This is a genomic window from Streptomyces sp. NPDC042346, assembly GCF_055581845.1.
In genome coordinates, this window is sequence record NZ_JBVJEH010000003.1 from 830,144 (window position 1) to 854,897 (window position 24,754).

The 24,754-nt window shown below is 73.0% G+C and carries 25 protein-coding genes; 9 read left to right on the plus strand and 16 right to left on the minus strand.

Features of this window, described 5'->3' with window-relative positions:
- The first annotated feature begins 35 nt into the window (after positions 1-35).
- Positions 36-368 (plus strand): 5-carboxymethyl-2-hydroxymuconate Delta-isomerase, encoded by a 333-nt coding sequence (locus ACZ6K0_RS17410; RefSeq protein WP_469228423.1) that lies wholly within the window; start codon positions 36-38, stop codon positions 366-368.
- On the opposite strand, the gene ACZ6K0_RS17415 is transcribed toward ACZ6K0_RS17410, so the two are convergent.
- Complete coding sequence (locus ACZ6K0_RS17415) at positions 353-1,093, minus strand: TetR/AcrR family transcriptional regulator (RefSeq protein ID WP_469228421.1); 741 nt, start codon at positions 1,091-1,093, stop codon at positions 353-355. The two genes, ACZ6K0_RS17410 and ACZ6K0_RS17415, sit on opposite strands and share 16 nt — an antisense overlap.
- Positions 1,094-1,130: 37 nt before the next feature.
- Here ACZ6K0_RS17415 and ACZ6K0_RS17420 point away from each other — a divergent pair, with 37 nt between their 5' ends.
- A complete protein-coding gene (locus tag ACZ6K0_RS17420) occupies positions 1,131-1,577 on the plus strand; it encodes a hypothetical protein (RefSeq protein ID WP_469228420.1) in 447 nt (148 codons plus the stop codon).
- Between the two features lie 13 nt (positions 1,578-1,590).
- On the opposite strand, the gene ACZ6K0_RS17425 is transcribed toward ACZ6K0_RS17420, so the two are convergent.
- Together ACZ6K0_RS17425 and ACZ6K0_RS17430 are read right to left on the minus strand one after the other, a co-directional pair.
- A complete protein-coding gene (locus ACZ6K0_RS17425) occupies positions 1,591-2,643 on the minus strand; it encodes a PDR/VanB family oxidoreductase (protein ID WP_376412903.1) in 1,053 nt (350 codons plus the stop codon).
- The gene (locus ACZ6K0_RS17430) at positions 2,643-3,527 is read right to left on the minus strand and encodes a metal-dependent hydrolase (protein ID WP_376412900.1); all 885 of its coding nucleotides are present in this window, start codon (positions 3,525-3,527) and stop codon (positions 2,643-2,645) included. Before ACZ6K0_RS17430 ends, ACZ6K0_RS17425 begins: the two co-directional genes overlap by 1 nt.
- Before the next feature lie 228 nt (positions 3,528-3,755).
- Between ACZ6K0_RS17430 and ACZ6K0_RS17435 the strand changes: the two genes are divergently transcribed.
- Together ACZ6K0_RS17435 and ACZ6K0_RS17440 are read left to right on the plus strand one after the other, a co-directional pair.
- Positions 3,756-4,478 carry a hypothetical protein gene (locus tag ACZ6K0_RS17435; RefSeq protein WP_469228418.1) on the plus strand — a complete coding sequence of 241 codons (723 nt, stop codon included), beginning with the start codon at positions 3,756-3,758 and terminating at the stop codon, positions 4,476-4,478.
- Between the two features lie 89 nt (positions 4,479-4,567).
- On the plus strand, positions 4,568-5,377 hold the full coding sequence (locus ACZ6K0_RS17440) for a hypothetical protein (RefSeq protein ID WP_469228417.1): 810 nt from the start codon (positions 4,568-4,570) through the stop codon (positions 5,375-5,377).
- A gap of 67 nt (positions 5,378-5,444) precedes the next feature.
- Here ACZ6K0_RS17440 and ACZ6K0_RS17445 read toward each other — a convergent pair whose 3' ends face one another.
- The 3 genes from ACZ6K0_RS17445 to ACZ6K0_RS17455 form a co-directional block, all read right to left on the minus strand.
- The gene (locus ACZ6K0_RS17445) at positions 5,445-7,781 is read right to left on the minus strand and encodes a hypothetical protein (RefSeq protein ID WP_469228416.1); all 2,337 of its coding nucleotides are present in this window, start codon (positions 7,779-7,781) and stop codon (positions 5,445-5,447) included.
- A gap of 84 nt (positions 7,782-7,865) precedes the next feature.
- A complete protein-coding gene (locus ACZ6K0_RS17450) occupies positions 7,866-8,666 on the minus strand; it encodes a tyrosine-protein phosphatase (protein WP_376412894.1) in 801 nt (266 codons plus the stop codon).
- A gap of 70 nt (positions 8,667-8,736) precedes the next feature.
- Complete coding sequence (locus ACZ6K0_RS17455; protein WP_376412891.1) at positions 8,737-9,750, minus strand: NAD-dependent epimerase/dehydratase family protein; 1,014 nt, start codon at positions 9,748-9,750, stop codon at positions 8,737-8,739.
- Positions 9,751-10,077: 327 nt separating this feature from the next.
- Between ACZ6K0_RS17455 and ACZ6K0_RS17460 the strand changes: the two genes are divergently transcribed.
- Positions 10,078-10,659: a hypothetical protein gene (locus ACZ6K0_RS17460; RefSeq protein WP_469228414.1), complete on the plus strand. Its 582-nt coding sequence runs from the start codon at positions 10,078-10,080 to the stop codon at positions 10,657-10,659.
- Positions 10,660-10,708: 49 nt separating this feature from the next.
- Positions 10,709-12,145: a PepSY-associated TM helix domain-containing protein gene (locus ACZ6K0_RS17465; RefSeq protein WP_469228413.1), complete on the plus strand. Its 1,437-nt coding sequence runs from the start codon at positions 10,709-10,711 to the stop codon at positions 12,143-12,145.
- A 12-nt stretch (positions 12,146-12,157) separates the two neighbouring features.
- Here the strand turns inward: ACZ6K0_RS17465 and ACZ6K0_RS17470 are convergent, their stop codons facing one another.
- The 4 genes from ACZ6K0_RS17470 to ACZ6K0_RS17485 all read right to left on the minus strand — a co-directional run bounded on the left by ACZ6K0_RS17470 (position 12,158) and on the right by ACZ6K0_RS17485 (position 17,036).
- Positions 12,158-12,736, minus strand: coding sequence for a winged helix-turn-helix domain-containing protein (locus ACZ6K0_RS17470; RefSeq protein WP_376412882.1), 579 nt, complete (start codon positions 12,734-12,736; stop codon positions 12,158-12,160).
- Positions 12,737-13,120: 384 nt separating this feature from the next.
- Positions 13,121-14,152, minus strand: coding sequence for a glutamine synthetase (glnII, locus tag ACZ6K0_RS17475; RefSeq protein ID WP_469228411.1), 1,032 nt, complete (start codon positions 14,150-14,152; stop codon positions 13,121-13,123).
- A 137-nt stretch (positions 14,153-14,289) separates the two neighbouring features.
- Positions 14,290-15,462, minus strand: a complete 1,173-nt coding sequence (locus ACZ6K0_RS17480) for an ARPP-2 domain-containing protein (protein WP_376412876.1) — start codon at positions 15,460-15,462, stop codon at positions 14,290-14,292.
- On the minus strand, positions 15,459-17,036 hold the full coding sequence (locus ACZ6K0_RS17485; RefSeq protein WP_469228833.1) for a hypothetical protein: 1,578 nt from the start codon (positions 17,034-17,036) through the stop codon (positions 15,459-15,461). The genes ACZ6K0_RS17480 and ACZ6K0_RS17485 overlap by 4 nt, the downstream gene beginning before the upstream one ends.
- A gap of 62 nt (positions 17,037-17,098) precedes the next feature.
- Between ACZ6K0_RS17485 and ACZ6K0_RS17490 the strand changes: the two genes are divergently transcribed.
- The gene (locus ACZ6K0_RS17490) at positions 17,099-18,019 is read left to right on the plus strand and encodes a Gfo/Idh/MocA family protein (protein WP_376412870.1); all 921 of its coding nucleotides are present in this window, start codon (positions 17,099-17,101) and stop codon (positions 18,017-18,019) included.
- Here the strand turns inward: ACZ6K0_RS17490 and pdxR are convergent.
- Together pdxR and ACZ6K0_RS17500 are read right to left on the minus strand one after the other, a co-directional pair.
- A complete protein-coding gene (pdxR, locus tag ACZ6K0_RS17495) occupies positions 17,995-19,467 on the minus strand; it encodes a MocR-like pyridoxine biosynthesis transcription factor PdxR (protein ID WP_376412867.1) in 1,473 nt (490 codons plus the stop codon). The two genes, ACZ6K0_RS17490 and pdxR, sit on opposite strands and share 25 nt — an antisense overlap.
- A gap of 37 nt (positions 19,468-19,504) precedes the next feature.
- A complete protein-coding gene (locus tag ACZ6K0_RS17500) occupies positions 19,505-19,864 on the minus strand; it encodes an arsenate reductase family protein (RefSeq protein ID WP_469228409.1) in 360 nt (119 codons plus the stop codon).
- Positions 19,865-20,012: 148 nt separating this feature from the next.
- On the opposite strand from ACZ6K0_RS17500, the gene ACZ6K0_RS17505 reads away from it, so the two are divergent.
- The gene (locus ACZ6K0_RS17505; protein ID WP_024758496.1) at positions 20,013-20,288 is read left to right on the plus strand and encodes a hypothetical protein; all 276 of its coding nucleotides are present in this window, start codon (positions 20,013-20,015) and stop codon (positions 20,286-20,288) included.
- 85 nt (positions 20,289-20,373) lie between these two features.
- Here the strand turns inward: ACZ6K0_RS17505 and glnA are convergent, their stop codons facing one another.
- Positions 20,374-21,798: a type I glutamate--ammonia ligase gene (glnA, locus tag ACZ6K0_RS17510; RefSeq protein WP_376412860.1), complete on the minus strand. Its 1,425-nt coding sequence runs from the start codon at positions 21,796-21,798 to the stop codon at positions 20,374-20,376.
- A gap of 221 nt (positions 21,799-22,019) precedes the next feature.
- Here glnA and ACZ6K0_RS17515 point away from each other — a divergent pair, with 221 nt between their 5' ends.
- Entirely contained in the window at positions 22,020-22,487 is a 468-nt protein-coding gene (locus ACZ6K0_RS17515) for an RDD family protein (protein ID WP_469228407.1), read from the plus strand.
- Positions 22,488-22,558: 71 nt separating this feature from the next.
- Here ACZ6K0_RS17515 and ACZ6K0_RS17520 read toward each other — a convergent pair whose 3' ends face one another.
- The 3 genes from ACZ6K0_RS17520 to lipA all read right to left on the minus strand — a co-directional run bounded on the left by ACZ6K0_RS17520 (position 22,559) and on the right by lipA (position 24,710).
- Complete coding sequence (locus tag ACZ6K0_RS17520; protein WP_376412854.1) at positions 22,559-23,263, minus strand: DUF4191 domain-containing protein; 705 nt, start codon at positions 23,261-23,263, stop codon at positions 22,559-22,561.
- 10 nt (positions 23,264-23,273) lie between these two features.
- Positions 23,274-23,489, minus strand: a complete 216-nt coding sequence (locus ACZ6K0_RS17525) for an SCO2195 family GlnR-regulated protein (RefSeq protein WP_141295984.1) — start codon at positions 23,487-23,489, stop codon at positions 23,274-23,276.
- Between the two features lie 252 nt (positions 23,490-23,741).
- Positions 23,742-24,710, minus strand: a complete 969-nt coding sequence (gene lipA, locus ACZ6K0_RS17530; protein ID WP_469228405.1) for a lipoyl synthase — start codon at positions 24,708-24,710, stop codon at positions 23,742-23,744.
- Positions 24,711-24,754: the final 44 nt, after the last annotated feature.

Sequence of the window (24,754 nt, forward strand, 5' to 3'; positions counted from 1 at the left end):
CGACATCCGCACCCCTACCGTCCGGGAGTGACCCCATGCCGCAGATCACCGTGGACTACTCCGCGCCCCTCGACCGGCGCGGCTTCGCGCTCGCCCTGCACCCGCTCGTCGTCGAGACCGTGAACGCCACGCTCGACGCCTGCAAGACCCGCTTCCGCGAGGTCGAGGAGACGGTCGTCGGCGACGGATCGACCGAGGACGTCATCGTCCACGTCGAGATCGCCCTGCTGCACGGCCGCACCGACGACACCAAGATCCGGCTGTCGAAGGCCGTCCTCGCCCTCCTGCCGAAGTACGTCAAGGCGACCGAGAACGTCCGGCTCTCCGTCGAGATCCGCGACCTCGAAGTGTCCTACCGCAAGCGCTGATCGGGCACGGCGGACACGGCGGGCGCCGCCCCGGCCGCCGGCACGAGCGCGGCGAGCCGGGCCACCAGGTCCCCGAAGGGGCCGTCGGCCGGCTCGTCGGCGAGGATGCCGACCAGGATCTCCGCCATCTCCGGGTCGTACGCGGCGCTCACCGCGGCCAGCGCCGCGAAGTCGTGCACGAGCTGCAACTCCAGCTCCGCGCGCGGGATCCGGCGGCCGTCCAGCCAGAGCAGGGCCGTCGACTCGGCGAGCGACACCCAGGAGCGGACGACCAGTTCGAGCCGGGCCGAGGGCCGGTCGACCTTCAGATGGGCCAGGATCTGCTCGTACGCGGCCTGCCGCACCTCGTCGATCATCGCGTTCGTCGTGGAGGAGCCCACCGCGGGACCGCCGCGCATCAGCGCCGCGAAGCCCGGCCCGTGCTCGTCCACGAAGTCGAAGAACCGGCCCATCACCCGTAGCAGCCGCGCCCCCAGCGGGCCCTGCGGCGGCTCCACGAACCGGGCCGCCAGCTCGTCGGCCGCCCGCCGCAGCGCCGCCTCGTAGAGGCTCTGCTTCCCGGGGAAGTAGTGGTAGACCAGCGGTCGCGAGATCCCCGCGGCGGCGGCGATCTCGTCGATGGACACCTCGTCGGGAGAGCGGTGGCTGAAGAGTTCGAGAGCCACCCCGATCAGCTGCTGCTTGCGCTCCTCGACGCCCATCCTGCGGCGTACCCCGGTCGTCATACGAACAGCCTAACGGGGTCCGTTACGCTCCTGCTCCATGACCGCTTCCGACCAGGACACCCCGGCCGCCGAGGCCCCCGAGGCACCTGAGGCCCCCGAGACCGACGAGACCTCCGAAGAGGCCATCGAGGAGACCGACGAGGAGACCGACGAGATCCTCGAAGAGGACGCCGAAGAGGACGCCGACGAGATCCTCGACGAGGACGCCGACGAGGCGCCCTTGGCGGGCGGCCTCACGCCCAAGCAGGCGCGACGGCTCCGCGTGGCCGCCGCGTCCGTCCTGCTCGTCGCCCTCGCCGTGGTCCTGGTGATCCGCCTCGCGAGCCGTACGTCCGTCCTGGTCGTCGGCGTGTACGGCCTCGCGATGATCCTCTGCGGCGTCGTGATCGAGCTCTCCCGCAACGGCCGTACGCGACTGGCCACCTGGCTCCTGGTGAGCGGCCTGCTCGCCGCCCTCGCCTTCGACTGGCTGATCCTGCCGTAAGCCCTGAGAGGGCCTACAGGTCCAGGACGAGCCGCTTCCCCGCGCAGCGCGAGACGCAGATCAGCATCGAGTCGTCCCGCTCCGCGTCGGTGAGCAGCTCGTCCCGGTGGTCGATCTCCCCTTCCAGGACCCGCTGTTGGCAGGTCCCGCAGAAGCCCTGCCGGCAGGAGTACATGAGGCCGGGCACCTCCTCGCGGACCGCGGCGAGCACCGACTGGTCGGCCGCCACCGTCACCGTCCGCCCGGAGCGGCGCAGTTCGACCTCGAAGGCGGTGCCGCCGGCCGGCGCGGCGGCGGAGAAGCGCTCCAGGCGCGGCACCCGGCCCTCGGGCATCGCCGCGCCCACCGCGTCCATCAGCCCGTCGGGACCGCAGCAGTAGACGAGGGTCTCGACGGGCACGTGCGCGAGGAAGTCCAGCTCGGGAAAGCCGGACTCGTCCTCGGCGACGACCGTGACGCGGTCGCCCCCGAGCCGTTCGATCTCCTCCGCGTACGGCATCGTGGCCCGGCTCCGCCCGCAGTACACGAGCCGCCAGTCCGCCCCGGCCGCCTCGGCGGCGCGCACCATCGGCAGGACCGGGGTGATGCCGATGCCGCCGGCGAGGAAGACGTACGCGGGGGCGTCGACCAGCGGGAAGCGGTTGCGCGGCCCGCGGATCTCGACCTCCGTGCCCTCGTGGAGCTGCTCGTGGACCTCGCGCGAACCGCCCTGGCCGTCCTCGATGAGGCGCGTCGCGACCGTGTACGAGCCGGTGTCGGCCGGGTCGCCGCAGAGCGAGTACTGCCGCACGAGCCCGGAGGGCAGGACGAGGTCGACATGCGCGCCCGGCTGCCACGCGGGCAACCCGGAGCCCTCCAGGCGCAGTTCGACGACACCGTCGGCGGGCGTGGCGCGCCCGGTCACGAGGACCCGGCGGGGGACCGTGCTGCCCCGGCCGTACCCGGACACGGGCACGTCGAGGGCGGGCATCGGCCACAGCGGGGCCGTGGACATCCGGCTGCGCACGGCGCGCCGGACGAGCAGCGCGGCGCCGGCGACGAGGGCGACGGTGGCCAACCGCGGCATCAGTGGCCTCCGTTGGCGCCGGGGGAGGAGGCGAGGTAGGCCAGCGCCTGCGCGGTGTCACCCTCCTGGGAGGGGTGGTAGGCGCGGCTGAGGTAGCGGGGGACGGAGCGCAGCATGGACGGGGTGGAGGGCAGCATGCCCTGCCGGCCCTTGCGGTAGAACTGGCCGAAGGAGGCCTTGCCGTCGAGGAGGCTCGGGTCGTTCTCCATGAAGAAGCGGGCGCCCCGCTGCCAGAGGAAGACGAGCGCGGAGAAGGCCAGCGCCCAGGTGCGGGCGCGGCGCCGGTAGCCGCCGTCGAGGTGCATGAAGAGCTCGAAGGCGACCGAGCGGTGCTCGACCTCCTCCGCCCCGTGCCAGCGCAGCAGGTCGAGCATGACGGGGTCGGCGCCGCGCCGGTCGAGCTCGTCGGCGTTGAGGACCCAGTTGCCGAGGAAGGCGGTGTAGTGCTCGATGGCGGCGATGATCGCGACCCGCTCCATCAGCCACCAGCGGCGCGGCCGGCCGGGCGGCAGGGTCCGGTCCCCGAGGAGCTTCTCGAAGAACCAGTCGACCTGCGCGGTGTACGGGGTCGGGTCGAGGCCCAGCTTCCTCAGGTGGGGGAGGACGTCGTCGTGGGCCTGGGAGTGGATGGCCTCCTGGCCGATGAAGCCGATGACGTCCTCGCGCAGCCGGTCGTCGGTGATGTACGGCAGGGCCTGCTTGTAGACGTGCACGAACCACCGCTCGCCCGCCGGGAGCAGCAGGTGCAGCACGTTGATCGTGTGCGTGGTGAAGGGGTCGCCGGGAACCCAGTGGAGGGGGGTCTCCGCCCAGTCGAAGGAGACCTTGCGGGCCTTGAGCTCGACGTGTTCCGACGCCACCGGTGCAGGCTGCGTATTAGACATGCCGTCAATGTACTGAGGGGTAGGCGTTACGAGAAGGGGTGTGTGTCGAGTTGTTCGCGGCGGGCTGCCCGTGAGCGAACCAGTGCGGTTGCCCGACCGGGTGAAGCCGATGCCACACAGACGTCGGGCGGGGTGCGCCCGTCGAGCGGCGCCAGCGGCACACAAGTCCCTTCTATCTGGGCCAAGTTGTCGGTAGCTCGACAAGTCGCGCTCGGCTATCATCCGGGGATGTTGGGGGATCTGTTCGAGAACATCACGGGAGCAGTGGGGGACCAACTGCTTTCGCTGATCGTCGGCGGTGCTGCAGCCGCTGGGGTGGCCTACGTGCGGTGGCTGGTGCTCCGCCAATGGCCCGCCCGAAGGATCTGGCGATACGAGGACGGCAACAGGCTCGTGGTCGTCGTCGCGGCGTCCGCCGAGGTGCATACGGGAGAGTACTCGCGGCCGACCACGGGCATCGGTCAGGTGCGAGCCATGTCCCTGCTGGTACCGCTGCTCGCCCGGGCCTATCGGGGCATCGACCTGGAGCAGGTGCTGCTCTCGTCCCAGACGCCGGGAAGGGACCTCGAAGCGGACGTACTCACCCTGGGCGGGCCGAAGAACAACGCTGTCACCTCCAAGCTGTTGGAAGCCGTGCCGCAGCTCCCCTTCACCGTCGACGGCAGCTCGATCCGCTGGCAGGGAACCGTCTACGAAGGGCGTGCGATCGGGGAGCGGGTGGTGCACGACTACGGATACGTCGTGCGTGCGCCGAATCCGTTCGCCCACGACAAGCGCATCGTGTTGGTCGGCGGTTCTCATACCTTCGGCACGGTGGCGGCGGCGCGCTGGCTGGCGGAAAACGGTGACGCCAGGAGCTTGCCCGCCGACTTCGCGGTGCTCGTCGAGGCGGAGGTCCTGCAGGACGGTCACGTTGTCAGGCCGAGGATGCTGTACACCGTGGAGATCTGACTCTTTCCGTGCTGCACCACATCGGGGGGTGTGCCTGCGTACGGCAGGTATGCATGCCCGAAGGGTCCATCGGTGTCATCCTGTTCGGCGTGAAGATCCTCGAGCGGTCGGTGATTCCCAAGAGCGGCAACCTCGACGAATGCGAGGACGGCATCGTGGTCTGCGACGGGTACGTTGCCGTCATCGATGGCGCGACCGATAAGACCGGGACGCGATACCGGGGCCTGACGGGCGGCCGCCATGTGATGCTCGTCCTGGCCGACGTGATTCCTCGACTGCCTCCGTCTGCTGATGTGTACGCCGCGGCAGGAGCCCTCACCGCTGCCGTCGCCGATGGCCTTCCGCCGGAATTGGCCGCGGAGTTGCGTCCGAGCGCGTCGGTCACCCTGTTCTCGGCCGCGCGTCGACAGTTGTGGCAGATCGGTGATGTGGGGTTCTGGTATGAAGGCCTCGCTCATCGGCAGTCGCGCAAGCAGGTGGATCTGATCAATACGGCCATGCGCGTGGCGGTCCTCAAAGCGGAGATGCTGGGCGGCACCTCGGCGGAACAGCTGGCGGCACACGACCCCGGCCGTGAAGCGATCATGCCTCTCCTCACCCGACAGTCGCTGTTCGTCAACAACCTTCAGGCGGGGAATCTCGCCTACGGCGCGTTCGACGGTCGCCCCGTACCTCGTGAGTTGATCACGGTGGCCGACGTACCCTCGCGAGTCACGGACCTCGTCCTTGCCAGCGACGGCTATCCCGCGATCCTGCCGTCCCTCGCCGATTCCGAATCCCACCTCAAGACGCTCCTCACCGCGGACCCTCTGTGTGTCGACGAACTGGCGGGGACCAAAGCTGTCAAGCCTGGGCACAGCAGCTACGACGATCGTTCCTATCTGAGGCTGGAGCTCTGAAGGCGGTGAAACGAGCGGCGGTACGGGACGAACCGACTGCAGGTCCCGTCTGCCCTGGGTGCGCGCCCTAGCGCAGCGCGGCCACCCGCGTGCCGTCCCGCAGGGTGCCGTCCAGATCGGCCCGCGCCCCTGCCGTCGCCTTCACGGCGAGCACCGGACCGGCCGCACGGCCCTTCACCCCGCCGGAGGTCTCCAGGGAGGCGACGTCCGGGCTGCCCGCCGCCAGGACGTACCACCCGCCGCCCGGCGCCCGCCACAGCACGCCCGCGAGGACCCGGGGATCCCGCACCCCGCACGCGGGCGAACCCTCGGAGCGGGCCGCGAGCGCCGCCGGCGCCTTCGGCGACGGCACGAGGAACTGGGCGAGGACCCGGCTGCCCGTGCCGCGCCAGGTCTCGGCGCGCGTGCACACCCAGGTGCCGCGCCCGGCGCCCTCGGGCAGCGGCTGCGTCGCGAACCGCCAGGCGTTCACCGACCGCACCCCGTGCGCCCGTACGGCCGTCAGCTGGCAGGCCGTCCGCGCCCACGCCTCGCGCGCCTCCTTCGCCGTCACGTCCGCCGGCGCGTCCGGCGGCCCCCACAGGAGCCGGGCCGGCGCCAGCTCGCCCAGGTCCGTGAGCAGCCGGGTGCCCGAACCGTCCCGCACCTGGAGGGAGTTCCAGCGCTCGCACCCCTGCGCCTGCGCGGGACTCGGCACCGGCTCGGTCACCCCGTACGCGTCCCGGGCCAGCGGCCACGGCTCCTTCGCGGGCGCGAGCAGGTCCCGCACGCCCGCCTCCCGCACCCAAGGGGCCGTCAGATAGCGGACGTTGCCCGAGGCCCGGGAGACCACGAGAGCGGCCGCACCGACGGCGTCGGCCGCGTCCGTCCGCGCGAAGTCCAGCGCGGCGCCCGAGGCCCCCGCCACCGGCTCCGCGTACCGCACGGCCCGCAGCCCGTCGTGGAAGAGCACCACCCGGACCCCGTCCACCAGCCCCGCGAACAACAACTGCGGCGGCCCCATCGGCGGCCCCACGGGCGTCCCGGGCGTCGCCGAGGACTGCACGGAGAGCCCGGGCCGCGCCCACACGGCGAGCGCCCGCCGCAGCAGCGCACGGTCCCCGGTGAGACCGCCGCGCGCGGGCCACACCGAGAAGTCCTGCCGGGTCGACGCGGGCCAGGCGGCGGGCGGCACGCGCTTGACGGCACCCGGGTCGAGCGCGGCCTCGGCGGCGGGGTTACGGGCGTACGAGGGGGCGGCAGCACCGTTTCTGCCCCAGCCGTCCCCGGGCAGGCCGAGCAGCGTCCCGCACACGACGAGCGCGGCGACGGCGACGAGCGCGGCCCGCGCATGCTGCCGCCGCCGCAGCAGATCGGTCGGCCGGGCCTGCAAGGAGCAAGGGTCGAACTCGGCCGACTCCAACAGAGCGGCGCCGCTGACCCGCACCCCCCGCCGCCCGCCGTACCCGGCGGCGGCACCACTGCCGCCGTCCCTCCCGGAGGCTCCGGGCCCTCCGTCGTCCCGGGTGTCCTCGCCGTAGCCGGGCCCGTCGCCGGGCCCTCCGGCGGGGCCGTTCTCCTCGCGGCGCCAGGCGTCCGCGAGCCGGGCGCGGTCGCCCGGCCTGCCCGGGGTGCCCGGGGTGCCGGTCCTGCCGGGCCCGGCCTGCTCGCCGACCCTCTCGGCGCGGCCGTCCCCGCCGGGAAGGGCCGGTTCGCCGGGCCGGCGCGCGCTCCCGGATCCGGCCGGGCCTCCGGTCCCGCCCAGGCCTCCGGTGCCGCCCGGGCTCCCGGTTCCGCCCACGCGGCCGGTCCCGTCGGCGGTACCCGGCGAATCCGACGGGTCGTCGTCGTACTCCTCCGCCGCGTCGACCGCGTCCGCCTCCGCCAGGGCCGCCGCCGGGTCGGTGACGCCCGCCGCGGCCAGGACCCGCAGGACTTCCGGGTCGCCCTGGCGCTCCAGGCCGCGGAGCACGTACGCCGCCCGGCCGGCGCCCGAGAGGGCGGACAGGCGCTGGTCCAGGGCGAGTTCGTCCGCGCCGCCCACCCTCGGGAAGACCCGCAGCCCCCACACCTGCGGCAGCAGCGGCGGGAACTGGGCCCGGCGCGGCAGCGCGCGGCGCCGCAGCGGCAGCCCGGCGATCAGGGCCTGCCGCAGCACCTCGCCCCGCACGTACGCGTAGCCGGGATCGACCGCGTCCTCGGTGCGCCGGGGACCCGGGACCGCGGGACCCGGCACCCGGCGGCGCGGCAGCGAGCGCTGGACGAGCGCGTGCGCGGTCAGCACCCGGCGGTTGCGGCCGAGCGTCGGCGGCAGCACGAGATAGGCGATGCGCACGAGGCGCGGATACCGCTCGACGAGCGCGGCCTCGGCCTGCTCGACGTCGACGGGGCCCACGGGCGAGGGGTCGAGATCCTGGGTGCTCACGTTCAGCAGAACGAGCGATTCTTCCGATGGTCACCCCGGCGCCCGGTGCCGCCCGGAAGTCCCGGCGGCGGCCCGGGCGGCGGCTCAGGCCGAGTGGACCGTCAGTCGCTCGCGGATCAGCTCCGTCACCTCGTCCGGAACGCCCAGACCCTCCCGTACGTACTTCTCCATCGAGCCGTGCCGGACCGCCACCTCGTCGAGCCCCGCCGCCAGGTACTCCGGCAGGACGCCGATCAGGTCCAGCGCCAGCTCGGGGTCCCCGCCCTGGGCCGTGAACCCCTCGATCATCGGCGCGAACGCCTGCCGTACCGCCGTATTCACCGACAGGTACTCCGTCCGTACCGTCTCCTCGTCCGCGCCCAGCAGCGACAGGACGACCGTCGCCGCCCACCCCGTCCGGTCCTTGCCCGCAGAGCAGTGGAAGAGCACCGGCCCGGCCCCCGGCGTTCCCAGCTCCGTCAGCAGGGCGCGGTACGCGGCGCGGGCGGAGTCGCCGGACACGAAGGTCCGGTAGGTGCGCGCGAAGGCCGCCCGCACCCGGCCCCCGCCGAGGTGCTCCTCGGCGAGCGCGGGGTCGGTGAGCAGCATCTTCAGCCGCGCGGCGGGCGGCAGCCCGCTGACGGCCAGATGGTCGGCGAGGACGTCCGCGACGAGCAGCCGCGCGCCGGCCGGCAGGTGGTCCGGCCGGTCGCCGCGCTCGCTCTCCGTCCGGAGGTCGACGACCGTACGGATGCCGAGGTCCGCCACCACCGGCTCGGCCGGGTCGAGCCGGTCGAGCTGCGCGGAGCGGAGGGCGAGACCGGACCGGACGGCGCGCCCGTCACCGAGGGGCAGGCCGCCGAGGTCGCGGAGATTGGCGACGGAGGCTGCGGGGATGGCGGGCATGGGCGTCGACTCCTCCGATTCGTCCACTTTCCTGTCGACCGTAGTGGATCGTCCGAAGTGGGGCAGTTCGTCAGTGGCTTTCGACGCCGAGGGCGTGCTTCGCCAGGAACTCCGCCTCCCGCTCGGGGGAGAGTCCGACCTCCGGCCGGTCGGGGCGCCTCGGCGCGACACCGCCGAGCGATTCCAGCCACGCCCAGGTGTCCGCGACGGTCTCCTCGACCGGCCGGCAGCGCAGCCCGGCCGCGACCGCCCGGGAGACGTCGGCGGTGTGCATCGCGTCGTACATCTCGCCCGGCGGCAGCCACACGGGCAGCTCCGACCAGGGCTCGATCCCGGCCGCGAGGAGCGCCTCCGGCTCCGCCCACCGCAGCTCGACCTCCGCGCCCGTCGCCCGCACGCACGCGTCGAGCAGCTCGCCCATGGTGGTGTGCCCGGGCGGCGACACGAGGTTGTACGGCCCCGAGAGCCCGGCCGCCACCGCGTCGAGCGTCCACTCGGCGAGGTCGCGGGCGTCGACGTACTGGAGGGGGAGGGTGCTCGGCCCGGGCGCCAGGACCGTCCCGCCGCGGGCGATCCGGCCCAGCCACCAGGGGAGCCGGCCGACGTTCTCGTACGGGCCGATGATCAGGCCCGCGCGGACGTGCAGCGTCCGCTCCGCCCCGAAGGCGGCCGTCGCGGCGAGCTCGCCGCCCCTCTTGGACTCCGCGTACGGCATGTCCCCGTCGTCGGGCGATCCCTCCACCAGGGGGCCGTCCTCGCCGAGTCCGGCGGCCGGCGGCCAGGAGTAGACGGAGCGGCTCGACACGTACGCGTACCGCCCGACCCGGTCCGCGAGCAGCCGGGCCGCGTCCCGGACCGCCGAGGGCGCGGCCGACCAGGTGTCCACGACGGCGTCCCAGGAGCCGGTGGCGAGGGCGGCGAGACCGTCCGGTCCCGCGGTGCGGTCGCCGTGCAGGGAGTGGACTCCGGCCGGAGGCGCGTGGCGGCCCCGGTGGAAGACCGTCACCTCCCAGCCCCGGCCGAGCGCCGCCTCGACGACCGCGCGACCCACGAACTCCGTACCACCGAGAATCAGCAATTTCATGATCGAAGAGTGCCCGGCGGCGGCGGGCGGGGCCAGGGGATTCCGCTCCGGGAGGATTCCGCCGGGGGAGGAACGCACCGGACCGGGGGAGGAACGCACCGGGCGGGCGAGGAACGCAATGGGCCCACGAGGAACGCGCCGGACCGGGGGAGGAACGAGTCGGGCCCAGGAGGAACGCGCGAGCCCGGGGGGAGGGGGTCTGTTCGGCCAGATGGCGGGATGGCACCATGGCGGGCGATGACGGATGCCCGGTCGCCGCTGCGCGCCCTGCGAGCCGCGCTTTTCGCGGTGGTGTGCGTGACCTTGGCCGCCGTGGGGCATTCGTCCATGTCTGCGCATCAGCTCCCGGCGTCCGGCCTGCTCGGCGCCCTCGCCGCGACGGCCGTCGCCGCCTGGGCCGCCGCCGGCCGCCGCCGGGGCGTGCCGACGATCGCGGGCGCCATGCTCGTCCTCCAGGGCGCGCTGCACCTGCTCTTCTCGATGGCCGGTTCTCACCCGTCGGCGCACACCGCGAACGACGCGATGCACATGCCGGGCATGACGACCCCGCACGTCATGGCGGGCACGACAGGCGCCCATGACGCCGCCATGAGCGCGGGCGCGGCCATGGACTCCGACCCCGGCATGCTCGCCGTCCACCTCCTCGCCGCACTCCTCTGCGGCCTCTGGCTCGCCCACGGCGAAGCCGCGTTCTTCACGCTCGCCGAGGCGGCCCTCGCGTACGCCTTCACCCCGCTGCGCCTGCTGTGCGCGCGCGTCCGCGTCCCCGAGGCCCCGTGCGGCCCGGTCCGCAGGACGCGAGGCCACGCCCACCGTCCCCACACCGTCGTCCTCGCGCACACCGTCTCCCGGCGCGGGCCGCCCCGGCCGTCCGTACCCCGCGCCACGGCCCTCGGAGCACACGTCTGACACCGGGGGTCTCCTCCCGTTGTCCCACCGACTCCAAGGACGGTCAGCCATGACCATCGACGATCCCGCACGCCCCGACACCACCGAGGCGCCACCGTCGGAGACGCCCGACACCACCGCTCCGCGCAAGGCGGGCACCTGGAGCGCCCTGCGCCCCCTCGTCCTGCGGCTCCACTTCTACGCGGGCGTCCTCGTCGCCCCGTTCCTCCTCGTGGCCGCCGCCAGCGGCCTGCTCTACGCGCTCTCCTTCCAGGCCGAGAAGGTGATCTACGCGCACGAGCTGGAGGTCCCCGTCGGCGACACCGCCCTGCCGCTCTCGCAGCAGGTGAACACCGCCCGCAAGGTCAACCCGAACGGCACCGTCACCGCCGTCTGGCCCGGCGCCGAACCGGGCGCCACCACCCGGGTCCTGATGGCCGACCCGGATGTCCCCGAGGGCACCTCGCTCGCCGTCTTCGTCGACCCGTACACCGGGGACGTCCGCGGCCAGCTGCCCAGCTTCGGCAGCTCCGGCGCCCTCCCGCTGCGCACCTGGATCGACGGACTCCACGCCGATCTGCACCTCGGCGAGCTCGGCCGCAACTACAGCGAGCTGGCCGCGAGCTGGCTGTGGGTGATCGCCCTCGGCGGTCTGGCGCTCTGGCTCGGCCGCCGCAGGAAGAACCGCCGCGCGCTGTTCGTCCCCGAGGGCGGCCCGAAGTCCCGCCGCCGCACGCTCTCCTGGCACGGCTCGGTCGGCCTGTGGGCCGTGACCGGACTCGTCCTGCTCTCCGCGACGGGCCTGACCTGGTCGCGGTACGCGGGCGAGAACATCGGCACCGTGCAGGACGGTCTCGGCGGCGCGACCCCCACGCTCACCGCGACGCTCGACGGCGCGGCCGGCGCCGGCTCGGAGCACGCGGGCCACGGCGGCGGCCACCCGCAGGGCGGCACCACCGCCCAGGGCCCGGACATCGGCGTCGACAAGGCGGTCGAGGCGGCCCGCGCGGTCGGCATCGACAGCCCGAGGATCTCGGTCGTCCTGCCCGCCGAGGGCAAGGGGTACGTGGTCAAGGAGACCGACACGCAGTTCCCGCTGGAGCTGGACTCGGCGGCGGTGAACCCGGCGGACGGCACGGTCCTCGACCGCCTCGCCTTCGCCGACTACCCGCTCCTCGCCAAGCTGACCCGCATAGGCATCGACGCGCACACCGGAGTGTTCCTCGGCCTGTTCAACCAGCTGGCGCTCGCGGCCCTCGCGCTCGCCCTGATCCTGCTGATCCTCTGGGGCTACCGCATGTGGTGGCAGCGCCGCCCGGGCCGCCCGGTGGCGCGCGGGGCCTGGCGCAAGGTCCCGGTGACGATGCTGCTGCCGCTCGCGGCGGTCACGGCCCTCGTCGGCTGGTTCGTCCCGCTGCTCGGCCTCAGCCTGCTGCTGTTCCTCGCGGTGGACCTCACCCTCGCCCTCGTGGCGAGGCTGAGGGCGAGGTCCACGCGGAACGCCTGATCAAGTCCGGGATCAGGGCGTGTACTTGTAGCCGACCCGCCGCACGGTCTGGATCGTGTGGCGGTGCTCGGCGCCCAGCTTCCGGCGCAGCCGGGCCACGTGCACGTCGACCGTACGGCCGTCGCCCACGTGCCCGTACCCCCACACCGTCGTGACCAACTGGTCGCGGGTGTGCACCCGGTGGGGGTTCGCCACCAGATGGGCGAGGAGCTCGAACTCCAGATATGTCAGGTCGAGCTCCTCCCCGTCGACGACGGCGATCCGCCGGACCCCGTCGATGGTCACCGGCCCCTGCTCCTCCGCGGCCGAGGACGGCGCGGGGACGGGGGCGGCCACGGGCGCCGGGGGCTGCTGATCGGCCGGTACGAGCACGAGGTACCCGACCATCGGCGGGCGCCCCGGCAGCGTCGGCAGCGCGTGCTGCGGCGCGGGCAGCAGGGTGGCACCCGGCGGCAGCAGGTCGGCCACCTGGGAGAGCTGGGCGAGCGGCGAGAGCGGCGGGAGACCGACGACCTCGTTGGGGTCGACGGCGCGCAGCCGGTGGCGCCCGGGGCGGACGGCGGCGAGGGGGGCAGTCTGGATGTGGGCCATGGAAGGTCAGCTCTTTCGCGCGGAGAAACGAACGGACAGGCGTCGTACGTCATTCGTCGTGCGCGTCGGCCGAAGGCCGGGATCGGACCGAACCGATCGGGGGCTTTAGAGGGCCGACGCGTTCCTCGCGCGGCAACAGACTCGGTCGAAGTCGTCGTGCTGCCGGGAAGGCCAGAACGGCTCAAGGTCGCAGCGACCTGTCGCGGTCTCGTTCTTCATCGTGGCCATATCCCTATTGAACCAGAAGGGAATGCCCTCGACGAGTCATTCCCCGGCCAAACCCCGTGTCGTCCATCCCACATGACGGAAGAGGCGCCCACCGTACGAAACGGTGGGCGCCTCTCCGGAGGTGCGCGTGCGGCGGTCCGGGACGGGACCGGAGGGTCAGACCTGGCCGGCCTTCTCCAGGGCCTCGCAGCAGGTGTCCACCAGCAGGCGGGTCACCACGTACGGGTCCACGTTCGCGTTCGGGCGACGGTCCTCGATGTAGCCCTTCTGGTCCTGCTCGACCTGCCACGGGATGCGGACCGAGGCGCCGCGGTCCGAGACGCCGTAGGAGTACTCGTCCCACGGGGCGGTCTCGTGCAGGCCCGTCAGGCGGTCGTCGATGCCGGCGCCGTAGTTCTTGACGTGGTCGAGCGGCTTCGAGCCCACGCCGAGGGACTCGGCGGCGGTGATGATCGCGTCGTAGCCCTCGCGCATCGCCTTGGTGGAGAAGTTCGTGTGCGCGCCCGCGCCGTTCCAGTCGCCCTTCACCGGCTTCGGGTCCAGGGTCGCGGAGACCTTGAAGTCCTCGGCCGTGCGGTACAGCAGCCAGCGGGCCACCCACAGCTGGTCCGAGACCACGAGCGGGGAGAGCGGGCCGACCTGGAACTCCCACTGGCCCGGCATGACCTCGGCGTTGATGCCGGAGATGCCCAGACCCGCGGTGAGGCAGTTCTCCAGGTGCGCCTCGACGATGTCACGGCCGAAGATCTCGTCGGCGCCGACACCGCAGTAGTAGCCGCCCTGCGGGGCCGGGAAGCCGCCGACCGGGAAGCCGAGCGGACGCTCGCCGTCGAAGAAGGTGTACTCCTGCTCGATGCCGAAGATCGGCTCCTGCGCGGCGTACTTCGCGGCCACCTCGGCGAGCGCGGCACGCGTGTTGGAGTCGTGCGGCGTCATGTCCGTGTTGAGGACCTCGCACAGCACCAGGATGTCGTCGCCGCCGCGGATCGGGTCCGGGCAGACGAAGACCGGCTTGAGGACGCGGTCCGAGGCGTGGCCCTTGGCCTGGTTCGTGCTGGAACCGTCGAAGCCCCAGATCGGCAGCTCGTCGAGCGAGGCGCCGCCGCCCACGATGATCTTCGTCTTGGAGCGGAGCTTCGCGGTCGGCTCGGTGCCGTCGATCCAGATGTACTCAGCCTTGAAGGTCACGGGCGTCATCCTTTGTGCGTGCTGCTGCGGGTGCGCGGCGGCTCGCTGCGCTGCGAGAAGCTGCGGTGTCGGTGTCCGGTCGCAGCTTCGCAACACGGGATTTCCCGTCGGTTGCCCGTTTGTGAACCCCGTGTTACTCAGCCTTCCTCTTTTTCCCGCAGGCGCCGTGCGACGACGTGCGCGTCGAGCAGCGCCCCGAGCCCCGCCGCCTCGATCCGCCGCACCACCTCCGCGTACGAGGTGCCGAGGGCCTCCGCCGTCCGCTCCAGGTGCCAGTCGCGGTCCGCGAGCACCCGCAGCAGGTGCCCCTTGCGGATCTGCTTCTCGGAGAGCCGGAAGGTCTTCAGATAGGCCGCCCGCCCCTTGTGGTCGGTGATCAGCTCGCCGATGTGCTGCTCCCGCCCGTCCCGCAGGAACGGCGGCAGGAACCGGTGCAGGTCGAAGCCCCCCATCCGGTACACCCGCTCGAAGGCGTACGAGGTCTCCAGGAGGTCCCGCGCCATCAGCCCGTCGTGCGCCTCGACCCAGGCCCGCTCCTGCGCGCGCGCCGCCGCCCGCAGGTCCGCGAGCGTACGGATGCCGCCGGCGCCGTCCCGGATCCGCGCCGTGAACTCCGGCACCGGACCGCCGTAGTACGCGTACTGGTGGACCAGCTCCCCGTACAGGTCCTCCACGAGCGTCGGGTGCAGCAGGCGGTAGTCGTCCGGGTGCGGGACGACGAAGGCCGCGGCCAGGGCGTCGGCCACGTACAGGAGCAGCCCGCACTGGCCCGGATGGAGCTCGAAGATCCGCAGGGCCTCCGCGAGCCCGGGCACCGTCCACCCCGCGTACGCCGCCTCGGCGCGCGGCGAGAGACCGTGCCCGAGGGCCTTGCGCGACCAGTCGTCCCAGACCACGGACGGCCCGCCGAAGTGCAGCGCGAGATACCCCTCAAGGGCGAGGTGGAGCGGCAGGAAGCGCAGCCGCCGCTCGGCGGGCCGCCGCTTCGCCAGCCGGTGCAGGCGGCGCACGGGCACGCACGAGGACGGCGCGCCCTCGCCGCCGAGCAGGGTCCCGTACACGGCGGACTCCGCTCCGGCCCCGGCCGCCGCCCCCGGCGCCGTCCAGTCGGCGACGAAGCCGTGCGGGACGTACGAGGTGTACGTCGTCCGGTCGCCGAGGTCCACGGCGCCGAGGCCCGAGCCCTCGTACACCTCCCGGCGCAGCCGCAGCCCGGGCACCGGTTCGTCCCGCACCAGCGGCACGATCCGCACCCCGCCCCACACCTGCGCCGGCCGGACGTCGAGCCCGGTCAGATCGATCCGCGTCATCCCCCGGCCTCCTTCGGACCGGCCGGCAGGAACAGCTCCACGCGCCGGTCCAGATACGCCCGCAGCTCGGCGAACCCCGTCCGGCCCTCCGCGAACTGCGCGATCTCCACCAGGGCCGCCAGGTCCTCCGCGTCCCGGATCCCGGCCGTCGGCACGCTCGGCGCCAGCCGGCGCACGTCGAAGCCCTCCGCGTCGTATACGGGGTTGAGGTGCACGACGCTCGTCCGGCGCCCGGGATCGAGCCGCGCGCGCCACACCCGCAGGACCTCGCCCGCGAGCCCCGGCGGCGCGTTGTCCCAGCCGTCCGAGACGATCACGACCCGGTCGGGGCCGGTCTCCAGGGCGTCCAGGATCCGCAGGCCGAGCGGCGTCGGCCCGTACGGCCGGACCAGCAGCGGATCGGAGCCGCCCGAGGTCCAGAGCGCGGTGTACGCCCCCGGCGCCGCGAGGGCCTCCAGGAGGAAGTGGCAGCCCAGCGCGACGGCCAGCGGACGGCGCCGCTTCACCGTCGAACCGGACGACGAGAAGCTGTCGTCGAGCACGGCGGCGACCCGCCCCCAGCTCCCCGCGTACGGCCCGGCCGCACGCCGGGCGGCGGCCCGCAGCGCACCCGTCAGCTCGGCCCGCCGCGCCACCCGCTCGCCGAACGGCAGCGCGAGGACGTACAGCGCGAGCCGGGTGAGCGGCATGACGGACAGGTCGGCCCCCGCCCCGGTGACCGCGCGCGTCGTCCGGTCCGCCCGGAGCCGCTCCAGCCGGGTCATGCGGGGCGCGATCCGCTCCAGGAACACCGCGCGGGGCACCTTGTGCCGCGCGGCGAAACCCTCGGCGACCGTGAACGGCAGCTCGTACAGGGCGGTCTGCTCGTAGTGCGCGCGGCGGTACGCGTCGAGGGTGGCGCTCTCGTACCGGACGCGGCGGCCCGGCGCGAAGAGGAAGTCGCCCGTCTCGGGGTCGGCCGGCCGCCCGTGGACGTGCCGCAGGGCGGCCTTCATCCCGGGCCGGTACTTCACGGCGTCCAGCGTCGGATCGGGCCGCGCGGCGAGCCACGCGCGCACGATCGCGCGCGTGCGGCGGTTGTTGACCCCGGCGGCGCGCAGGGTGCGGAACAGCCGGTAGACGCGCTGCGGCGGCAGCAGCGCGAGCCGCGCGGCGATCAGCCGTCCCTCGGCCCGCTTCGCCTCGGGCCCGCCGGCGTCGTGGGGCGTGCGCAGGAGCTGCTCGACGATCAGGGCGGCGTTGTGGTGGTTGATGTCGAGGGCGAGCGCGGCGGCGTACACGGGCCGGTAGTTGACCCGTACGTACTCGTGGACGAACCGCAGCGAGAAGTGCTGCGCGGCGGCGGACGAGCGGAACTCGCGCTGGCCGGTGGCGGTCACGGCGGCGTTGACGAAGAGGAGCACGTCCTCGGCGGCGACGAGCTCGGACAAGGCTCTCCCCTTCTCGTGGGCGCCGGCCGGGGAATGGGGGCACGAACAGCGAAGACGTTGCTTCATAGGCAGGTTCCGGAAGTCGCACCGAAGTCCCGCGGCCGGCCGTCGAACGCTAACACCGGGGAGGGGGAGCCCCGCCAGCGGATTACGGGCCCGGGCGGCCCGGACCCCTCGCTGTCGGTGGCACCCGGCAGACTGGGGGCATGGCGAAGCACCCGGGCGCGAAGCCCCGTATCGGACTCCTCGGCACCGGCCCCTGGGCCGCCCGCACGCACGCGCCCGCGCTCGCCGGGCATCCGGGCATCGAGTTCAGCGGCGTGTGGGGCAGACGCCCGGAGGCGGCCGCAGGGCTCGCCGCCGCGTCCGGCACGCGCGCGTACGACGACGTGGACGCCCTCTTCGCGGCGAGCGACGCCGTGGCCTTCGCGCTCCCGCCGGACGTCCAGGCCCCGTTGGCGGTGCGGGCGGCGCGGGCCGGCTGCCACGTCCTGCTCGACAAGCCGGTCGCCACGACGGTCGAGGGGGCCCGCGAGGTCGCCGAGGCGACGGAGAAGGCCGGAGTCGCCTCCGTCGTGTTCTGCACCCTCCGCTTCGCGGAGACGACGGCCCGCTGGATCGAGGAGCGGGCGGCGGCGGGCGGCTGGTTCCTTGGCGAGGCGCACTGGCTGGGCTCGCTCTACGGCCCCGGCTCCGCCAGCGCGTACGCGGCCTCGCCCTGGCGGCGGGAGAAGGGCGGGCTGTGGGACGTCGGCCCGCACGTCCTCTCCGTCTACCTGCCGGTCCTCGGCGACGTCACCGCGATCACGGCCGTGCCGGGCCCGGAGGACACCCACCACCTGGTCCTGCGCCACAGCTCGGGCGCGAGCAGCACGGCCACCCTGACGCTCAGCGCCCCACCGGAGGCGGCGGAGGTGACGCTCTCCCTGCACGGCACCGCCGGCCGGGCCGAACTGCCCCGCTGGGGCGGCGCGGTGGACGCCTTCGGCGCGGCCGTGGACGCCCTGCTCACCGCGGCCCGCACCGGCGAACCGCACCCCTGCGACGCCCGCTTCGGCCTCCGGCTGACCGAGATCCTGACGGAGGCGGAGCGGCTCGCCGCTCAGAGCGCGGCGGACAAGGCCTGACAGAGCGCGTCCAGGGCGGCCGGGTACAGCCGGTCCGGGGGCGTGGCGTAGCCGACGACGAGGCCGTCGGGGAGGGCCGGGCCCAGGGCCTCCGGGTGCCGGTAGTCCGCGAGGCCCTCCACGGCGACCCCGTGCCGGGCCGCGGCGGCGACGGCCGCCCGCTCCGTGCCCGGGGGCAGTTCCACGAGCGCGTGCAGCCCGGCGGCGAGACCGGTCACCCGGACGGCCGGCACGCGCTCCGCGAGCACCGAGACCAGCCGGTCGCGCCGCACGCGGTGGTGCTGGCGCATCCGACGGACGTGCCGGTCGTACGCGCCGGAGTCGACGAACTCCGCGAGCGTGAGCTGCTCCGTCGCCGACGTGTGCGGTTCGCGCACGCCCTTCGCCTCGACGACCCCGTCCACCAGGGCCTCCGGCAGGCACATCCAGCCGATCCGCAGCGCGGGGGAGAGGCTCTTGCTGACGGAGCCGAGGAGGACGGTCCGGTCGGGGTCGAGGCTCTGGACGGCGCCCACCGGCCGCCGGTCGTAGCGGAACTCGCCGTCGTAGTCGTCCTCCACGACGAGCCCGCCGGAGCGCCGCGCCCACTCCAGGACGCCGGCCCGGCGTTCGGGGTGGAGCGGCCCGCCGGTGGGGAACTGATGGGCGGGGGTGAGCAGGACGGTGCCCGCCTCCGGGGGGATCTCCGCGACGCGCGCCCCGTCCTCGTCGACGCCCAGGGGCAGCGTGTGGATGCCCGCCTCGCCCAGCAGCCCCTGGTGGTAGGGGAGTCCGTAGGCCTCGACGGCCCAGGGACGGGGCGGCGCCTTGTGGGCGGCCGTCTGGCGGGCGGGTTTCTCGCGGGCGTGCGTCGCCAGGGGAACGCGCGCGAGGAGCCGCAGGGCGTGCGCGGTGCCGGAGCAGATCACGATCCGGTCCGGGGTGGTCCGTACGCCCCGGACCCGGGCCAGGTACGCGGCGAGGGCCCGGCGCAGTTCGATCCGGCCGCGCGGGTCCCCGATGCCGAAGGCCTCGTGGGGCGCGGCGGTCAGCGCCCGCCGGGCGGCCGCCAGCCAGGCCGCGCGCGGGAAGGCGCCGGGGTCCGGCTTGCCCTGGACGAGGTCGTACGGGAGCGCTGCCGGCGCGGCGGGCCGTGCCGGTCCGGGGGCCGGAGCGAGGACCCGCTCGGCCACCCGCGTCCCGGAGCCCTGGCGGGAGGTCAGCCAGCCCTCGGCGACGAGCTCGGCGTAGGCGTCGGCGACGGTGTTCCGGGCGATCCCGAGGTCGGCGGCGAGCGACCGGTAGGGCGGCAGCAGGGTCCCGGGCGCAAGGCGTCCGCCGCGGACGGCCTCGCGCAGCGCCTCGGCGAGCACGGCCCGCCGGCTGCCGCCCGCACCGAGCTCCAGATGCAGATCGACCCCGAGCCCGCCGGGCCCTCCGTCCACCGTCCCGCTCACCGTCCCGCTCACCGCACTCCCTCCCGGCCCTGCCCGTGTCCCCGACGGCTCAACGGGACAGGGCGTCCCGCACGGCCTCCTCCGACCGGCCCACGACGGCCGTGCCGTCCTCCGCCGTGATGATCGGCCGCTGGATCAGCTTGGGGTGCCCGGCGAGCGCCTCGATCCACCGGTCCCGGTTCGCCGCGTCCCGGGGCCACTCCTTCAGCCCGAGCTCCTTGGCGACGGCCTCCTGCGTCCGCGTGATGTCCCACGGTTCGAGCCCGAGCCGGTCGAGCACCTGCCGGATCTCCTCGGGCGAGGGCACGTCCTCCAGGTAGCGCCGCACGGTGTAATCGGCGCCCTCGGCGTCGAGCAGGGTGAGGGCGCTGCGGCACTTGGAACAGGCGGGATTGATCCAGATCTCCATGCCCCCACGGTACCCCCCAGGCCTCCCGCCACCACCCCCCAAACCCTGTCTGGCCAGGGGCGATTGTCAGTGGGGGCCACTAAAATAAGGGGTGAAGGTGAGGGTCCCGGGGAGGGCCCGCACCCCATCGTTCGCCAGGAGGTAGCCCATGGCTCTCGCCGTGATCCGGACACCGTCCCTCGAACCCTGGAAGCCCCTCCAGAGGAAGCCGCTCCCGGCGGGCCGCCCCCGCGAGTGGTACGTGACGCACAACCGCCGCCTCAAGGCCATGCGTCTCGCGATCGCCCTCCTCGACGCCGGCGTCTACGTCCCGTCGAAGGCCACGAACGCGACGATACGCACGACGGCCGCCGACATCGGCATCCACCCGCCCTCCGACACCACCTGCCGCATGGTCCGCGCCCTGATCCGCTACGGCCGCTGACCCCGGGCGGGACCGAGGAGACGGCGAAGGCCGTCGCACCCGGAGCTCCGGGTGCGACGGCCTTCGTACGTGAGGCGCGTCCGGCTTAGAGGTCGAAGTAGAGCTCGAACTCGTGCGGGTGCGGGCGCAGCTGGATCGGGGCGATCTCGTGGGTGCGCTTGTAGTCGATCCACGTCTCGATCAGGTCGGACGTGAAGACGCCACCGGCCTGGAGGTACTCGTTGTCGTCCTCGAGGGCGTGGAGGACGGCCTCCAGGTTGGTCGGGACCTGCTGGACGTTCGCGTGCTCCTCGGGAGCGAGCTCGTACAGGTCCTTGTCGATCGGCTCCGCCGGCTCGATCTTGTTCTTGACGCCGTCGAGGCCCGCGAGGAGCAGCGCCGAGAAGGCGAGGTACGGGTTCGAGGACGGGTCCGGCGCGCGGAACTCGACGCGCTTGGCCTTCGGGTTCGAGCCCGTGATCGGGATGCGCATGGCGGCGGAGCGGTTGCGCTGCGAGTACACCATGTTGACCGGGGCCTCGAAGCCCGGGACCAGGCGGTGGTACGAGTTCACCGTCGGGTTGGTGAAGGCGAGCAGCGACGGGGCGTGCTTGAGGATGCCGCCGATGTAGTAGCGGGCGGTGTCCGAGAGGCCGGCGTAGCCCGTCTCGTCGTAGAACAGCGGGTCGCCGTTGGCCCACAGCGACTGGTGGACGTGCATGCCCGAGCCGTTGTCGCCGAAGATCGGCTTCGGCATGAAGGTCGCGGTCTTGCCGTTGCGCCAGGCGACGTTCTTCACGATGTACTTGAAGAGCATCAGGTCGTCGGCCGCGGCGAGCAGCGTGTTGAACTTGTAGTTGATCTCGGCCTGGCCGGCGGTGCCGACCTCGTGGTGCTGGCGCTCGACCTGGAGGCCGACGTTCTCCAGCTCCAGGGAGATCTCGGAGCGCAGGTCGGCGAAGTGGTCGACCGGCGGGGCCGGGAAGTAGCCGCCCTTGTAGCGGACCTTGTAGCCGCGGTTGTTCTCCTCCGAACCGGTGTTCCAGGCGCCGGCCTCGGAGTCGATGTGGTAGAAGCCCTGGTTCGCCGAGGTCTCGAAGCGCACCGAGTCGAAGACGTAGAACTCCGCCTCGGGGCCGAAGTAGGCGGTGTCGGCGATGCCGGTGGAGGCGAGGTACGCCTCGGCCTTCTTCGCGATGTTCCGCGGGTCACGGCTGTACTGCTCGCCCGTGATCGGGTCGTGGATGAAGAAGTTGATGTTCAGCGTCTTGTCGCGGCGGAAGGGGTCCACGCGGGCCGTCGACAGGTCGGCGCGGAGCGACATGTCGGACTCGTGGATCGCCTGGAAGCCGCGGATCGACGAGCCGTCGAAGGCGAGCTCCTCCGCCGGGTCGAAGGCCGTCGCCGGGATCGTGAAGTGCTGCATCACGCCCGGAAGGTCGCAGAACCGGACGTCGACCATCTTGACGTCGTTGTCCTTGATGAACTTGTTGACCTCGTCGGCGTTCTGGAACCCGTGCTTCTCGGACATCCAACTCCTCCTACTCCCGGCCCGGGGAGGGGCGGGGTTGCAGCTCGGTCGTGCGGCCAGTGCGGTGGCACACGCTGGACCCGACCATAGGCAGACGGGATTTCTCAAGCATGACCCATTTGTTTCGTCGAAGTTAACCGGAGCGGGTGTGCGGCGCGCTGCGACGTGCCTGGGCCGACCCGGCCGGAAGTGATCGAAAACGGGCGCAGTACGGTGGTCGGGTGGACAACAGGCAAGCACTCGGATCGTGGCTCTCCGGCCCCCGCGCCGCGGCGGAGCAAGCAGGCGTGGACTTCGGATACCGGGGTCAGCAGCTGGGACTGCCCGAGGAAGGGCCCGGCTCGATCGCCCGCCCCGGCCGCCGGCTGGGCGCTCTCGCCGCCGACTGGGCCCTCTGCCTGTTGATCGCATACGGCCTGATCACCGACGGCTACAACCAGGCCACCGGCAACTGGGCCCTGGTGCTCCTGCTCGTCCTGAGCGTGCTGACCGTCGGCACGATCGGCTCGACTCCCGGCAAGCGCCTCTTCGGTCTGCGGGTCGTCTCGGCGAACGGCGGCCGGCTGAGCCTGCCGCGCGTGGCGATCCGCTCCGTGCTCGTCTGCCTCGCCATCCCGGCCCTCATCTGGGACCGCGACGGCCGCGGCCTCCACGACCGCCTCTCCGGCGCCGTCCAGGTCCGCATCTGAACCCCCGAGTACGTGAGAAGGGCCCCGGACCGTGTGGTCCGGGGCCCTTCTCACGTACGGGGTCGGGCGCGTCAGCGCGTCTTTCCGCCGCGCGGCATCCGCATGCCCTTCGGCATCGGACCCTTCGGCAGCGGCATGTTGCTCATGAGGTCGCCCATCGCACGCAGCCGGTCGTTGGCCGCGGTGACCTGCGGGCCGGTGAGCACGCGGGGCAACTTGAGCATGGTCGTGCGGACCTTCTTCAGCGGCACCTGGCCCTCGCCGTCGCCGACGATGATGTCGTGCACCGGCACGTCCACCACGACACGGCTCATGCGCTTCTTCTCGGCCGCGAGCAGAGTCTTCACCCGGTTCGGGTTGCCCTCCGCCACCAGCACGATGCCCGCGCGGCCGACCGCGCGGTGCACGACGTCCTGGCTGCGGTTCATCGCGACCGCGGGGGTCGTCGTCCAGCCGCGCCCGACGTTCTGCAGCACCGCCGCCGCCGCGCCCGGCTGGCCCTCCATCTGCCCGAAGGCCGCGCGCTCGGCGCGCCGCCCGAACACGATGGCCGCCGCCAGGAGCGCCAGGACGAAGCCCAGGATGCCCAGATAGACCGGATGACCGATGAGGAAGCCGATCGCGAGGAGGACACCGAGTACGACGATGCCCACGCCTGCGACGACAAGTCCGACCTTAGGGTCAGCCTTTCGGGTCATCTTGTACGTGAGGGCGATCTGCTTGAGCCGCCCCTGGTTCGCAGCGTCAGCGCTGCCCGTGTTTGCCTTCCTCGCCATGTCCTGAAGTTTACGTGGCTCGCGAGGCGTGGCCAGACGCGGCCTCCATCACATGCTGGGCCTCGACCCGGTCCTTGGCGTGGCGGCGGTCCTCCAGGACGGAGGTCCAGGCGTTGCGGCGGGCGGTGCGCTGCCCGGCGCCGAGCAGCAGGGCCTCCACGGCCTTCAGGGCGTCGGTGACGGACGGGATCGCGGTGACGCGGACGTGCGTCGATGCGGCCGGCATGTCGGGGTCCTCCCTCGATTGCGGATGAGAGGTGGGGGGATGCGAGCGGGTGGTGGCGGTGAGTGAAATCAGGCTCACAGATCGGTGTTACCAGGGCGTGACCCGCTGGTCAAACACTGATGAAACGTTGATGCGGCCATGTGCGCGACGCCGCATACGCCGACGCGGCCCGCACGTCCCCGCTGAGCTGCGGGGCCGTACGGGCCGCGTCGAATCCGGCCACTACCGGCCGGTAACTACTTGTGCTCCGATTCACACAGCCTGTGTGGCGTTGTCCACCGCGCCGCGCTTCTCGATCGCCTGCTGGAACAGACGCCCCGCACGGTACGACGACCGGACCAGCGGGCCCGACATCACACCGGAGAAGCCGATCTCGTCGGCCTCCTCCTTGAGCTCCACGAACTCCTGCGGCTTCACCCAGCGCTCGACGGGGTGGTGCCGGACGGAGGGGCGCAGGTACTGCGTGATCGTGATGAGCTCGCAGCCCGCGTCGTGCAGCTGCTGGAGCGCCTCGCTGACCTCTTCGCGGGTCTCGCCCATGCCGAGGATCAGGTTCGACTTCGTGACCAGACCGTAGTCACGCGCCTGCGTGATGACGTCGAGCGAGCGCTCGTAGCGGAAGCCCGGACGGATCCGCTTGAAGATCCGCGGCACCGTCTCGACGTTGTGCGCGAAGACCTCGGGGCGCGAGTCGAAGACCTCCTTCAGGAGCTCCGGCACCGCGTTGAAGTCGGGGGCGAGCAGCTCGACCTTGGTCCGGCCGTCGGCGCGCTCCGCCGTCTGCTGGTGGATCTGGCGCACGGTCTCCGCGTACAGCCAGGCGCCGCCGTCCTCCAGGTCGTCGCGCGCGACGCCCGTGATCGTGGCGTAGTTCAGGTCCATCGTGACGACCGACTCGCCCACGCGACGCGGCTCGTCACGGTCCAGCGCCTCGGGCTTGCCCGTGTCGATCTGGCAGAAGTCGCAGCGCCGGGTGCACTGGTCGCCGCCGATGAGGAAGGTCGCCTCGCGGTCCTCCCAGCACTCGAAGATGTTGGGGCAGCCCGCCTCCTGGCAGACCGTGTGCAGGCCCTCGCTCTTCACGAGGCTCTGCATCTTCGTGTACTCGGGACCCATCTTGGCGCGGGTCTTGATCCACTCGGGCTTGCGCTCGATGGGGGTCTGGGCGTTCCGGACCTCCAGGCGCAGCATCTTGCGTCCGTCGGGTGCGACTGCGGACACATCGGCTCCTGTAGCTTCGATTCTTCGGCGCACACCAGGGTACG